Source organism: Alteromonas sp. LOR, from assembly GCF_000753865.1.
GTDB lineage: Bacteria > Pseudomonadota > Gammaproteobacteria > Enterobacterales > Alteromonadaceae > Alteromonas.
On the sequence record NZ_JQFW01000002.1, the window covers coordinates 96147 to 109174 of the forward strand.

A 13028-nucleotide genomic window follows, 5' to 3' on the forward strand; every position below is an offset into this window, starting at 1 on the left:
TTACTACTTACAGTTTAAAACCAAGCTTCTGGTATTATAACGATATCGCCTGGTAACATATCTACGTTTTCAGAAATATCCCCATCTCTGATCAAATCGTCTATATTAATTTCGTAGGTGCGCTGGTTTCCATTGACCACTCGCACTAACTTCGCGTCGTTGCCGTTAGCGAACTCGGTTAATCCGCCTACAGCAATCATCAAATCAAGCAACGTCATGTGTTCGGTGTAGCTCACAGCGCTCGGGTTTGTCGCTTCGCCAATCACTCGCACCTGCTCGCTCAACGGGCCAGAAAAATTATTCACGCTAACGGTCACGCGAGGGTTATTAATGTACTTACTTAGCTGCTCTTCAATTTGTCGGGCCAGCATTGTAGGGGTTTTGCCCGCCACATCAATATCTTCCACAAGAGAAGTGGTAACTTTACCGTCAGGCCTTACAATAAATTGCCCAGACACCTCTGGGTTTCGCCATACAAAAATAGTAAGCGAGTCGCCGGGGCCGATTAGATATTGGTAGGCATTGACGTCGGTGGTTAGTGATGCCCTTGTAGTAGCTTCAGGCAGGACACCTGTATTGCTACAGCCATATAAGCCAAGTAAAACAAGTGAGATACAGTATTTAGACAGCGTTTTAAAACGGAACATAAGAGATCTTCCTACACTCATTATGGTTAATTTGTGCTTTTCGCGTTTACCCTACGGTAATTGTCACTATAATGCCAATAACAATTCTAGTCTATTGTAATAAATCCCTTTATGATGGGTTAAATGCTGTAGTTTTTTTGGAGGCCAGGGGTGGCAAGTAACAAACGTAATCAAAGTAAGCGCTCTAATATACTTGTTCTTTCTGAGGCGTTGCTTATTTCTTATATGGGCTACATCTCTCACTTTATTCTTTCGCAAATGGAGTTGTCGCCGGTTGTTACGATAGAAAAGCTAATTGTAAATGTAGGGATGCTAACGGTTGCTATTTTACTGTGTTCGCTATCCGTTGGCTTATACGAAGCAAAGCTACGCGAGACATTTCGCGGCATAATTCGCCGAATTTTTGTGAGTGTAGGATTAAGCTACTTCTTAGTTGAAGTTATGAGCAGAGCCTTTTTTGATAATCTTTTAATGGACTCCTATTTTCTACCTGCAGCCGTCAGCGCCATAATAATTACGCTAGTAATATTTCGCTATTTTACTAACCGCTTGGGTCTTCTTGGGCTTGGAAAGGCAAGAATATTAGTACTTGGTGCAGGAGAGCGAGCGTCTATCATCGAAAAGCGAATGCGAAGAGATGTAGATAGGATAGGTTTTGAGCTTGTCGGGTTTGTTCCTATTCCTGGAGATAATCGAGAAGAGGGAATACGTAAAGAGAAGCTTATTCATCTTAAAATAGATGATAGTTTTCAGCAGTTCATATCAGATAACGAAATAGAAGAAATAGTAATAGCGTGCGATCAGCGACGCGGAACGTTACCTGTAGAAGTGCTTTTCGACTGCAGATTACGCGGTATAGAAGTAACTGAGTTACTTGATTTTATGGAGCGTGAAACAGGGCAAATTGTTGTGAACCTGATGTACCCTAGTTGGGTTATCTACTCGAATGGCTTTCAAACGCAAAACTATTTACGTGACTCACTTGATTACACATTCAACGCTCTAATAGCTTTTGTCATATTTTTCTTTGTGTGGCCCATAATGTTGTTTACTGCGCTGGTAATATATATTGATGACGGGCGCAGAACAGGAGTATCAGTATTTTACAAGCAAGAGCGGGTTGGCCTTAACGGTAAGCTCTTTAATATAATAAAATTTCGCAGTATGCGCCCCGACGCTGAAAAAGATGGCGCTAAATGGGCCAGCAAAAATGACACACGAGTAACGCGTATAGGTAATTTTATCCGTAAATACCGGGTAGACGAGTTACCCCAGCTGCTTAACGTGTTTAAAGGCGAAATGTCTTTTATCGGCCCCCGCCCAGAGCGCCCACAGTTTGTAGAGCAATTAGTACGTGAAGTTCCTTATTACAATCAACGTCACAATGTGAAGCCTGGCTTGGCGGGTTGGGCACAGCTCAACTATCCATACGGTGCAAGTGTTGAAGATTCCATGGAAAAGCTAAAGTTCGACCTGTACTACGTTAAACACCAAAGTCTGCTGTTAGATATTCTTATTTTAATTAGAACTGTAGAAATTGTTTTGTTCGGAAAGGGTCGCTAAAAAATGAAATTAGATAATCGTTTAAATGCGATGACGGTAGACGTTGAAGATTACTTTCAGGTATCGGCCTTTGAAGGTGTGGTAGATAAAAAAGACTGGAACAGTATTAGCTTGCGCGTTGGCGATAACACCCATCGCTTGTTAGATTTATTTGCAAAAAATAACGTTAAAAGTACGTTCTTTACCCTTGGATGGGTAGCGCAGCGCTGCCCCGATGTTATTAAGCGCATTGTTAATGAAGGCCATGAGCTGGCAAGCCACGGCTTAGCGCACCAGCGCGCTACCACCATGACCCCAGATGAATTTCGCAGTGATGTGCGCGAAAGCAAGGATATTCTTGAGAATATTGGCGGCGTAGCATTAAAAGGATATAGAGCACCAAGCTTTTCCATCAACGACTCGAACACATGGGCTTACGATATTCTTAAAGAGTTAGGGTTTATCTACTCATCAAGTACGTATCCCATCAATCACGATCTGTATGGTGTGCCTGAGTGGCCGCGGTTTAAATACACTAGAGACAATGGGCTTATCGAGATACCTATTCCCACTATTCGCAAAAAGGGAACTAATGTGGGTATAGGCGGGGGCGGATATTTTAGGTTATATCCATACTGGCTTTCAAAACGTAGAATTAATGAATTTATGCAGGCAGAGGCCGCGCCCTACAGCTTTTACTTTCACCCTTGGGAAATAGACGCCCAGCAACCAAAATTTGAAACCGCACCATGGAAATCAAAAGTGCGACATTATATCAACCTTTCAAAAATGGAAGGCAAAATAGAAAAACTGCTAACCGACTTTAATTGGGTAAGTATGCAAACGGCGTATGACATAACCTAATCACAAAACAAACAGAACTAACAAAATAAATAAAAGCGAAGTGCAGAGCAGATAAGCAGTATCGACAGCTTAAAATAATAATAAGGATAAGCTACTCATGAACAATGTGGATGCTAAACAGGATGTGCACGTAGGCAGACAGTTAGACCTCTCTTTCAAAAAAAACAGTCGTTTTTATTTAGCTTTTTGTGTACTTATAGCATTATGGATTGCGTTTACGTGGCAGGGGCTGACCACTGTCGTAAGCGTTTGGTACGGAAATGAAATATTTAATCATGGCTTTTTCATTGTTCCTGGGGCGCTGTACCTCATTTATTTAAAACGCGATACACTTCTATCCCAACCAATACATTCTACTCCTCTTGCTTTCATTGTTATTGTTCCTGCTATTCTACTTTATATTGTGGGTATGGCAGGTGACATACAATTATTCATGCATACTGCGACTTTCACTCTGCTACCCGCATTAATATGGTTGATGATAGGCACTCAAGCGGCAAAAACCGTTCTTTTTCCCTTATGCTTTATGCTATTCAGCGTCCCAGTGGGAGAGCAGCTAATACCCTATCTTCAAGAAGTAGCGGCAGATGGGTCAGTCGCTTTGTTACAGGTAACGGGTGTACCTCTTTTTAGAAGTGGTTTGTATATAGAAATACCACAAGGTCGCTTTTTAGTGGCAGAAGCCTGTTCTGGGGTAAGCTTTTTTATCGCCAGCTTTGTGATTGGCAGCTTATACGCCTACTTAAATTTAGTGTCGGCAAAGCGCAAAGCCGTATTTGTTATTATATCGCTTATCTTTCCGGTTCTGGCCAATATAGTGCGCGTGTACGGTATTATTCTTATTGCTTATTGGACTGACATGGAGCATGCCGCTGGCGCAGACCATTTAATTTATGGGTGGTTCTTTTTTGCCTTTGTCATTGTTTGTTTGTTGGGAATTGGAGAATTGATGAGGGAGTCTCACTCAGTTTGCGAAAAGCCTGGTATCTCAGAGATACGCACGTCTCACTCCATGAAATCTAGTATGCCTGCCATCACAATAATTGTTGCCTTGCTCATATTCAGCTTGCTTTGGGTCACTATCATTGAGGGAGCTTCTATTACTAAACTCGAGACCGAACAATTAAGGCTCGCTCCGTTCAGTGATGATAGCTGTAAGCAAAGTAATTGGCAGCCTTTAGTTAACGTGCCTGACACGCAGGAGCAAGTATTCTTAGCCAACTCGGAGTGTAATGCGCAGGTTTACCGAGCTTGGTTTAGCGAGGGTGATAACGAACTGGTAAGTAATTTACACAGGTTATACGATCCCGAAAAATTCTCTTTGAGCAGCACTACTAACGTGAAACTTAAGATGGTGACCGGCAAGGATGTCTCTTTTGAAGTTAAGCGTATTGTCTCTGTAACGGGTGAAACGTTTAGCGTTGTAAGGTGGTATGAGCTTGATGGCAATGTTTTTACAAGCTCAATAAGAACAAAAATTTATCAACTTAAGAATGTACTTCTTGGTAAGCCAAGTAGTGGAACAATGTGGATAGTTACGCAAAATGGCCACGACGTGGCCGAAATGGAAAGTGCATTGACAGAAGTTATGAGTAAAATCAAAAAATGAAAAAAATTTTGTTATTAACAGAAAACTTTCCCCCCAAGGAAGGAGGAAGCGGCCGGTGGTTCTGGGAGCTATATTCAAGGCTACCTCGTGAAAATGTAATCGTTGTTGCAAACGACACTGACGAAGGTCGCTTGTTTGATGAGACGCACGATCTCAACATTATCCGAATTCAGCTAGAATGTGCTGAATGGGGGGTGGCTAGCATAGAGGGAGTTAGGTTCTACGCTAAGACTATCGCTGCCATTCGAAAGTTGGTAAAGCAACACAATATAGATGAAGTGCATTGCGGAAGAGTGATACCTGAAGGTGTTATTGCAAGAGGCTTAAAGTTTTTATCGGGCACTCAATACCGCTGTTTTGTGCATGGTGAGGATGTGGAGACAGCGGCAACAAGCAGAGAACACAGCTTGCTTGTAAAAAGTGTGTGCAAAAACGCAAAAACACTTATCTGTAACAGCGAAAATTCGGCTGGTTTAATCGAGAAATTAGAGTTTGAAACGAAAGAGAAATGTGAAGTGCTGCATCCTGGTGTAGATGTGTCGCGTTTTATTCCCGCGCCGCCAGATGAGGCTTTTCGTCAAAAAGTTGGATGGCATGGTAAGCGAGTTTTACTTACCGTTGGCCGATTACAGCGAAGAAAAGGACAAGACTATTTAGTCGAGGCTATGCCCCAATTACTTAAAGAGTTTCCTGACCTTTTTTATGCGGTGGTTGGAAGAGGTGAGTGCCATGACGAGCTTACCGCCATGGTAGAGCAAAATAATCTGCATGACAGTGTGGGTATATACTCAGACATGAACGATGACGAGCTTATTCAGTGTTATCAACAGTGTGATGTGTTTATTTTACCCAACAGAACAATAGCCAATGACATCGAGGGTTTTGGCATGGTGTTGGTCGAGGCACAGGTGTGCGGTAAACCTGTAATTGCGGGGGATTCTGGCGGTACACGTGAAACTATGGATGTTGGTAAAACTGGCCACATTATTGACTGCAGTTCACCCGATAGCCTTTTCAATAACTTAACAAAGCTTTTGAAAAAGACGTCTATCAACGATACCAAGGTAGATGTTGCCGATTATGCGCGTGAGCGTTTTAGTTGGGTTAATCACGTGAAAAAAGCACAGTCGCTGTTCGAGCAGTGACTCAATTATCCACGCTGTCAAAAGGCGCTTTTCTATCTGCAAGCGCCAAATTACTCAGTAAATTTATTGGGCTTATCAGCACGCTGATATTAGCGAGGCTGTTAACGCCTTCAGATTTTGGTGTTATTGCAGCTGTAAGCATAGCGTTATATTTTTTTGATGTGCTTGGTAATGTTGCCACCGAACAATATATCATGCAGAAGCACCGCCTTCGCGCCGGTGATTTGGATACCGCCTGGACGATTAATCTACTACTGAAATGTTTTATCTGTTTTGTGCTTGCGGGTGCGTCTGGGGTGATCGCTGAGGTTCTTAATAAGCCAGAGATAGCCACAGGGCTTATAGTAGTGTCGTTAATCATGCCATTAAATGCGCTGAAGTCGCCATCGCTTTTACAGCAAAAGCGTATGGTGCGATATAACGGCATATTTGCGTTAAGTATTGCCGAAAAGCTAATTGCCTTCGTTACAGTGATATCTGCAGCTCTGCTACTCAAAAACTTTTGGGCGTTTATTATTGCCGATTTAGCGGCGTGTTTTGCTGGCGTAATACTTAGCTATGTGTGGTTTAAAAAACTTCCGCACTATAGGCTTTCTGCTTGGCGAGATCAATTTACCTTCTCATCGTGGATGTTAGGTAAAAACCTTGTTGGTTATTTGCGATCGCAGGCTGACACAATATTCGTATCGCGATACTTCGCCGCAGACACGTTGGGGCAATATCACCTTTCAAGAGAACTGGCGATGATGCCGGGACATTATTTATTAGCGCCAGCGCTTGAGCCGGTATTATCCTCTTTGCGAAGTACGGTTCACATTCGTGACTATTTCTATCAACAGGTGTCTACTGCCGTAATCATTACCTTAATGATTTCTCTGCCCATTGCTGTTTTTATATCGGTATTTTCTGAGCCTATTGCACTTACATTACTTGGCAATCAGTGGAGTACCGCGGGCGATGTTTTGCGCATACTTTCTTGGTTAGTTGTTTATTGGGGCGTTATATACGTGCTTGAAATAGCGCTAATCGCACAGGGCAAGGTGAAGGGGCTGTTCGCTTTCGATATGCTAACGTTACTGTGTATATTAGCCGTGCTCGGTTATGCGTTTTCGACGTCGGCTGATATTGCGAGTGTAGCCTTTTATCGTGTTATTGCTGGCGTAGCTACCACATTTTTACTCTTTATAATAATGTATCAGGCGTATCTTGCTATGGCCGCTAGTGTTTTTGTATGGGCGTTTTTGATTGCCAGTATTGCGGGTTTAAGCGTTTGGATAGCTTCTTTAGCAAGACTCGTGTTTGTTACAAATAATACCCCAACTATTTACGAGAACATGTTTGTTTTAAGTGGGACATGCGTTTGCTTTTCGCTTCTTTTTATTATCGGCATGGGGGCAATATTGATGCTGCTGAAAAATACGAAGACGGCAAAGCAAATACTCTCCATCATAAAAACCTCATTGGGTCGCTGATCATCACTAAGCGCCATTTTCAAAAATTGCTTTCGTTCTCAAAAAATAACCTTGGATGTAAAAGCATATTGCCAATAGTACGAGAACAACATAATGAAGCCCAAAGAAGATGTATTTTGTGGATTCCACAGAGTATAAATTATTACGGTCCGGGCTGAGAAAAAACTGTAGTGGGGTAAAAAGGGTTTCATATTTGAAAATATAGCCAACGAGAGCCAATTGAATCAGCCAATAAGAAACTGGCGCCGAAAGACCTACAATAACTGCATAGGTAATTACCTTTTTTGAAAAGGTAGAAGATAGTAGTGTGCGGTAACTTGATGCTAAATAAAGAAGTAAATAAATATAAGCAACAACACCGATCATTCCAAAGCTATATCCTCCACCATCCAGTAACTCAGTCAGATTGTCTGTTCCCGCCTGAACAATTACTACAGTAAATGAAAACGGCAGTATGACCAAAGTGAACAGGGAAATTACCTTGAGATATAGCTTAAAATCTTTTTTAACCCTGCCTTCCAGTAGGTTCACGCTAGTGACAAAAAGATAAAGAAATGTAAAAGGCAGTATAAGGCCAATCAGCCTGTAGGATGACTCTATCCATTGTGGTATGGCTTCCCATTTGGGAAAGCCTACAACGTCATGTATAGCTTCGTTTGGAAAAATTATGAGACTTGATGCGGTAATTAAAGCCGCGAGTATGAGTATGTACTTTATTAAACGAGTAAACTTTAGGTGCTGTTCCCTTAAGCAACTATTTGCAAACAATACAGGGTAAAAAATTATGCTTGCTAACATTATCGAGACTAGCAGCGCAGAAATTGTTGTAGAAAATTTATCAAACAACTCTTTCACATTATACGGGGTGGCGTCGAGGTTTAGTAACAGCATACAAAGTATAAAACTTGAGGTTATGCACAATATGTAACCCCACTTCCAATGAATAATCCTTTTTGACCTACTCTCTACTGCTTGTTTATTCTGGCTATTATCGTCATCTTGAGAGTGAAAACGAAATACATGCTTACCGACAAAAAAACCCAGTAGGTTAAGTAAGGTATCTGATATTGATGCTACTTTATTTACAATCGGAAGCTGCACAAGTTCCAGTGAAATTATCATTATTATGAATAGAAACGAAATGAACGCATTTGCAGCTTTAGGGCTTAGGAAAGTCTGCGACTTTGGTTCATCGTCTTCTTTTGCAGAGTTTTCGGATTGGAACAAACGCAGTAGGATGCCCAGAGGAATAAAAAGCAATACTTTCCTTACTAATTGCGTAACTGCATTAAAAGGAGAGTCTTGCCAATACGCCAAAAAGGGAAATGAATAGAAACTGCCCCATTTAGCAGCAAACTCATTCTTAGTGATGAGTTCGAAGGGCAAAGTATAGAAGAAGAGAAGTCCGGCAAAATACAATACTGTAATTAGTACTACCAATACTTTGCTGTTGTTGGCAAGCGCCTCAGAATAAACCTCTTTGCGGGAAAATAGCCTCAGGGCAATAAAAACGCCGATTAAAGCCGAGATAATATCAGTTACATCGCTATAACGGCTTAACACTGGGAGTTGAGCGACTTCGATTGTAAGTGCAGTGCCGAATAAAAAAGCAACAAGGTAAGAAGCGCTGTATTTTTTTGATTTGATAAAGCAAAAGGTGACAGTGACCCAAATAACAATGTCTATCAGACTATTAATAATTAACTGTAGTGGAGTAAGTGTTTTGTTATAAAAAGGGATGAGGGATATTTTACCACTAGCCCATTTTTTAAATAGCTCTGTGAAGCTTAACGTTAGGTCAAAAGGCATTAGGCTGTAGATGAAAAGTATACCTAAAAGTGAAATTCCGTAAATTTCCCACTTATCAAATTGCGAGGAGGAAGAAAGCTGTATTAAAGTGCTGTGTGCTTTTTTACGAGTACTGTAAAATAAACCCAGAGCTAAAAGCATTCCCAAGCCTTGAGTATAGATATCTCTAAAAGAGCTTACTCGTTGTTCAATAAACAACTGAGTAAATTCAATTCCGAAAGACACAATTAAAAGCGAGCTCATAACGCCAGTTGCATACGCTAACGAGCTTAAGCCAAGTTGCCTATGACTCTGTAGTAACATCGCTGAGTAGAGGGCAGGCATCATAAGCAAAAAGTTCGTAAACCAATCGGCCCTATTTGTTTGAGTTATTGCAATATCCGTTTTGTCTAGGATGACAAACTGAAGCAAAGCGTCAGAAAGAGATAAGTCTTTGAACTCGAGTGGCACCAGACTTCCATACACTACAAATGCTAGGAGACCCAAGAAGACGACAGTAACTTTCCATCTAATATTTGTAGCCACTTTATCTTTATTGTTAACATCATCTTTCAGCCTTACTTTTGAGCTGAGTTTTTGTTCCATAAACTAAGGTGCCTTTATTCCGATGGGCAGCGCTATGTTCAGCTTTGCGCTAATTGATATGTCTATTTGCTTTTAAAAGGGCTGTAGCGCCGTCTCTTTTTTTAATTCGCTTGTTGACCTTATTGTTTCGAATTAACACATTTTGTGTAGATGCAAACCGATACTCTATCGCATTAGGGTAACCTGAATATAATAATATAGTGTTATTTTGTATGATTGCACCCTCACTACTTTCTAACGCGATGCCTACGTCTGCAAACGGGTGACTCATATCCGTGTGAACAATCGTGTTTTCTTCAATCAAACCGCTATAGTGCTGCGGCTCTGATTTTCCTAGGCCAAAGCCAATGCCGCGGTCGCTGTTTATAATAGTGTTTCCAATAACGTGAGTGTCACCACTATCTTGCCAAAAGTGGATAGCATGTTCAGCTATATGACTTGACGGACTAGCTATATTCCTGAAAATATTATTCCGAATTTGCCAACCAATAGACCTGTGTGCGTCTATGCCACCAATATAAAACTGAGGGCCGATCCCCGCTGTATATTCGAAGACACAATGCTCCACTATCCCATTTTCGGAGTAATGACCTGCAGATTTATCCCCGCTGATTTTTAACATTTGTTCGTAAGAATCTTGGAGGATACTGTTACTCAAACGGAAGAAGTCAGCATTATTTTCCGCACGAACTTGAATTAGATGGTTACCTGAATTTTTAAGAGTTATACCGCCAATAGTTATATGGCTAGCCATGATATCCATTAGCACTTCAGGATAGCGGCTTTTTTTCATTCCTTTGCCTATTAAAATAGTTTGCTGCGGGCCGTTTTTTCCTACTAGAGAAATATTGTTTCTTTGGAAAAGTATACGTCTTGATAAATGGTATATTCCAGGACCTAAGATAATTTCTCTCACATCATAGTTGTGGTGCGCTAGCTCTACTGCGTTGTATAGCTCCGTAGCTGAATTTACATGGACCACTTCAGAAGGTACTGCAGGAAAAGAAGCTCCGAGAAACGAAAGAAAAAGTCGAAAAGACATGTTGTTGCTCCAAGTTAATTCACAATTTAGCTTATTTCGTGCAGTATAGCGTCATCGTTCACGAAAGTTAAAAAGTTGCAAAGTAAGTGCGTTTGATATCATCATTCTTTTTTTTATTCGGGTTCTCCCTTTTAGCTTTAAATCTATTTGGGTTAACTCAAACGCTTCGCCCAGCCGGACTGACCCCAGAAGTTCTAAGGTTTAGCAGTGCAGATTTGACTTTATCTCGAGAAGAGTTTTTTAGTGCTTCCATTCGGTTGAAATCAGAATCTGACAAAGCTTATGCAATCCGGCTGACAAATGTTATTGCCGATGGAATGGCACATGTTCATTGGGAAGCTTACGAGCCCCATCAATTTAACCAAATTGTTCCTATATGGGAAAATTATGTACTTTTCCTCATGGGGGTTGTTTCTGGTATCCCCGAATTTGAGCGGTATCACTTTACTATTCCAGAAAAGAGTATAGAACGAGGTATTGGATTGTGTGGTGATGCATCGATGCTCCTTTCTGAGCTTCTAAACGAAAATGGAATACCAAATAAGATAATAACGATCCCTGGTCACGTTATGGTTACTGCTAATATTGACAAAGTGGACTTTTTATTGGACCCCGACTTTGGCGTAGTAATAGAACAAAATATAGACTCTATCGTGAGGCAGCCGCACATCCTAGAAAAAGCATATAACGACAAAGGATATTACAACAATGGCGAGTTAATGATCCGCCATCAACTGTTAAACTCACCTTACCAGCAATGGAATGGAGCTAAGCACTTTGTTACAAAAAAGTACTACTTCGAACGGATAAGCTACGTGGCTATCTGGCTAATTCCTGTTTTGAGTCTGCTCTTAGCTTTTGTTATAGGACGAAGAAATGGGGGTAAATAATTTTCTTCGAATAACAATAATGACGAAACCGTTGACAATTTTTATGTCTTTTTTCGGTATGGTCGCAATTTCCAGAATTCTGAGCCCAGACGAAATTGGTGTCCAGGTTCTTGCTATATCTGTTGTTCTGGTTTTATCCGAGCTTAAAAATATGGGAGTTGCCTCATTGCTCATTCGAGAAAAGGAGCTCAGCCAATCTACAGTAACCAAAGCATTCACCGTTCTCACCATCACCTCTGGAACAATAGCGATACTGCTCATTGTGATGTCGCCTTTTATTTCAAATATATTTGGTGACTTCAGAGTTCAAAATAGCCTTATTGTGGTAGCACTCTCTTTTTTTCTCATACCCGCATATTCCGTAACAACGGCGCTGCTGTCGAGAGAGTTCAGTTTTGTAAAAATTGAGACAATGCGGGTGACTGAAATTGCAGTACAGCAGGGTATTCCGGTTTTACTCGCGATAAATGGTGTTGGCTATATTAGTTTGCCGCTGGGCATTCTTGCTGCCGCAATAGTCACAGCCGTTATGTCTTTTATATTTAAGCCAAGTTTTGTGACGTTTAGTTATTCAGTTAAAGGTATTAAACAGGTTTTTAAAACTGGGGGGGTTATCTCGTTAGCATCCATGATGAGACGTATTGCAATGCAATTTCCTGAAATATGTCTTGGTTATTTGTCAAACACAAATAGTGCCGCTTTTTACTCACGAGCAAATGGAATTCCTAACTTCACCGCTCAAGCGGTATCAGATTTTGTTGGACCCGTTGTGAACCCTTATTTTTCAAGAGAACATAAAGAAGACGGGCTAGGTTCAGCTTTTATTATCGCAAACAAACTAACGCAAGTAGTGTTGATTCCTCCTCTAATTTTTCTTGTGTTCTATGGTGAGCAGGTAGTGGATCTTGTTTTTGGGCAAGAGTGGAAAGTTGCTGGAGAGCTCCTTCCATTTATCTCAGTAGCTCTAATTTTGAATTTCTTCTTTTCGTATTTTGAGCAATTGATGATTGTTAGTAAAAGAGAGCGCTTATTATCCTACGTTCAACTGTTTTATTTAATTGTTACTTGTGTGCTGGCCGGTTTTTTTGTCTTAGTTTGGACCTGGAAAGCGATAGTGATTGGTATCGTTATAGCCAACGCCTTTGCCTTGCTTTTGCGAATATGGATACTTTATAGATATTTTGATAGGCTCCTAGGCAAGCTGTTAATTGAGTTGAAAAAAAACCTTGCAATATTAATTTTTTTCACACTGCTGACTTATGCTGTTAGCTCTGTATTTGTTAAGCAGGACTTTTCGTATTCTCTTATCACAGAGATGGCTGTTATTGGCTGTGGTTATTTATCACTATTGTTTGGCTTTAAGCATGAGATAATTTCTCGCTTATTTCAACTTTTAGGTAAACGTTAGAACGGAGAGTACCTT

Annotated in this window: 10 protein-coding genes; 7 read left to right on the forward strand and 3 right to left on the reverse strand. The window is 40.9% G+C overall.

The window, feature by feature from the left end; translation table 11 throughout:
• Positions 1-14 precede the first annotated feature (14 nt).
• Positions 15-647: an XrtA/PEP-CTERM system exopolysaccharide export protein gene (locus JV36_RS0101175; protein WP_032097172.1), complete on the reverse strand. Its 633-nt coding sequence runs from the start codon at positions 645-647 to the stop codon at positions 15-17.
• A gap of 150 nt (positions 648-797) precedes the next feature.
• Here JV36_RS0101175 and JV36_RS0101180 point away from each other — a divergent pair, with 150 nt between their 5' ends.
• The 5 genes from JV36_RS0101180 to JV36_RS0101200 all read left to right on the forward strand — a co-directional run bounded on the left by JV36_RS0101180 (position 798) and on the right by JV36_RS0101200 (position 7279).
• Complete coding sequence (locus JV36_RS0101180; protein WP_032097171.1) at positions 798-2210, forward strand: TIGR03013 family XrtA/PEP-CTERM system glycosyltransferase; 1413 nt, start codon at positions 798-800, stop codon at positions 2208-2210.
• Positions 2211-2213: 3 nt separating this feature from the next.
• Positions 2214-3053 carry an XrtA system polysaccharide deacetylase gene (locus JV36_RS0101185; protein ID WP_032097170.1) on the forward strand — a complete coding sequence of 280 codons (840 nt, stop codon included), beginning with the start codon at positions 2214-2216 and terminating at the stop codon, positions 3051-3053.
• A gap of 97 nt (positions 3054-3150) precedes the next feature.
• Positions 3151-4662, forward strand: a complete 1512-nt coding sequence (gene xrtA, locus JV36_RS0101190; RefSeq protein ID WP_052010295.1) for an exosortase A — start codon at positions 3151-3153, stop codon at positions 4660-4662.
• Positions 4659-5807 (forward strand): glycosyltransferase family 4 protein, encoded by a 1149-nt coding sequence (locus tag JV36_RS0101195; RefSeq protein ID WP_032097169.1) that lies wholly within the window; start codon positions 4659-4661, stop codon positions 5805-5807. Before xrtA ends, JV36_RS0101195 begins: the two co-directional genes overlap by 4 nt.
• Entirely contained in the window at positions 5804-7279 is a 1476-nt protein-coding gene (locus JV36_RS0101200; RefSeq protein WP_032097168.1) for an oligosaccharide flippase family protein, read from the forward strand. Before JV36_RS0101195 ends, JV36_RS0101200 begins: the two co-directional genes overlap by 4 nt.
• Before the next feature lie 6 nt (positions 7280-7285).
• Here JV36_RS0101200 and JV36_RS0101205 read toward each other — a convergent pair whose 3' ends face one another.
• Together JV36_RS0101205 and JV36_RS0101210 are read right to left on the reverse strand one after the other, a co-directional pair.
• On the reverse strand, positions 7286-9673 hold the full coding sequence (locus tag JV36_RS0101205; protein ID WP_032097167.1) for a VanZ family protein: 2388 nt from the start codon (positions 9671-9673) through the stop codon (positions 7286-7288).
• Positions 9674-9722: 49 nt separating this feature from the next.
• Positions 9723-10715, reverse strand: coding sequence for a right-handed parallel beta-helix repeat-containing protein (locus JV36_RS0101210; RefSeq protein WP_052010294.1), 993 nt, complete (start codon positions 10713-10715; stop codon positions 9723-9725).
• Between the two features lie 92 nt (positions 10716-10807).
• Between JV36_RS0101210 and JV36_RS0101215 the strand changes: the two genes are divergently transcribed.
• Together JV36_RS0101215 and JV36_RS0101220 are read left to right on the forward strand one after the other, a co-directional pair.
• Positions 10808-11605, forward strand: coding sequence for a transglutaminase-like domain-containing protein (locus JV36_RS0101215; RefSeq protein WP_052010293.1), 798 nt, complete (start codon positions 10808-10810; stop codon positions 11603-11605).
• Positions 11592-13013 carry an oligosaccharide flippase family protein gene (locus JV36_RS0101220; protein ID WP_032097166.1) on the forward strand — a complete coding sequence of 474 codons (1422 nt, stop codon included), beginning with the start codon at positions 11592-11594 and terminating at the stop codon, positions 13011-13013. Before JV36_RS0101215 ends, JV36_RS0101220 begins: the two co-directional genes overlap by 14 nt.
• Positions 13014-13028 lie beyond the last annotated feature (15 nt).

Excerpts from the sequence above, each read along its gene's own strand:
- JV36_RS0101175 (WP_032097172.1), bottom strand. The coding sequence starts at position 647 with ATGTTCCGTTTTAAAACGCTGTCTAAATACTGTATCTCACTTGTTTTA.
- JV36_RS0101185 (WP_032097170.1), top strand. The coding sequence starts at position 2,214 with ATGAAATTAGATAATCGTTTAAATGCGATGACGGTAGACGTTGAAGAT.
- xrtA (WP_052010295.1), top strand. The coding sequence starts at position 3,151 with ATGAACAATGTGGATGCTAAACAGGATGTGCACGTAGGCAGACAGTTA.
- JV36_RS0101195 (WP_032097169.1), top strand. The coding sequence starts at position 4,659 with ATGAAAAAAATTTTGTTATTAACAGAAAACTTTCCCCCCAAGGAAGGA.
- JV36_RS0101205 (WP_032097167.1), bottom strand. The coding sequence starts at position 9,673 with ATGGAACAAAAACTCAGCTCAAAAGTAAGGCTGAAAGATGATGTTAAC.
- JV36_RS0101210 (WP_052010294.1), bottom strand. The coding sequence starts at position 10,715 with ATGTCTTTTCGACTTTTTCTTTCGTTTCTCGGAGCTTCTTTTCCTGCA.
- JV36_RS0101220 (WP_032097166.1), top strand. The coding sequence starts at position 11,592 with ATGGGGGTAAATAATTTTCTTCGAATAACAATAATGACGAAACCGTTG.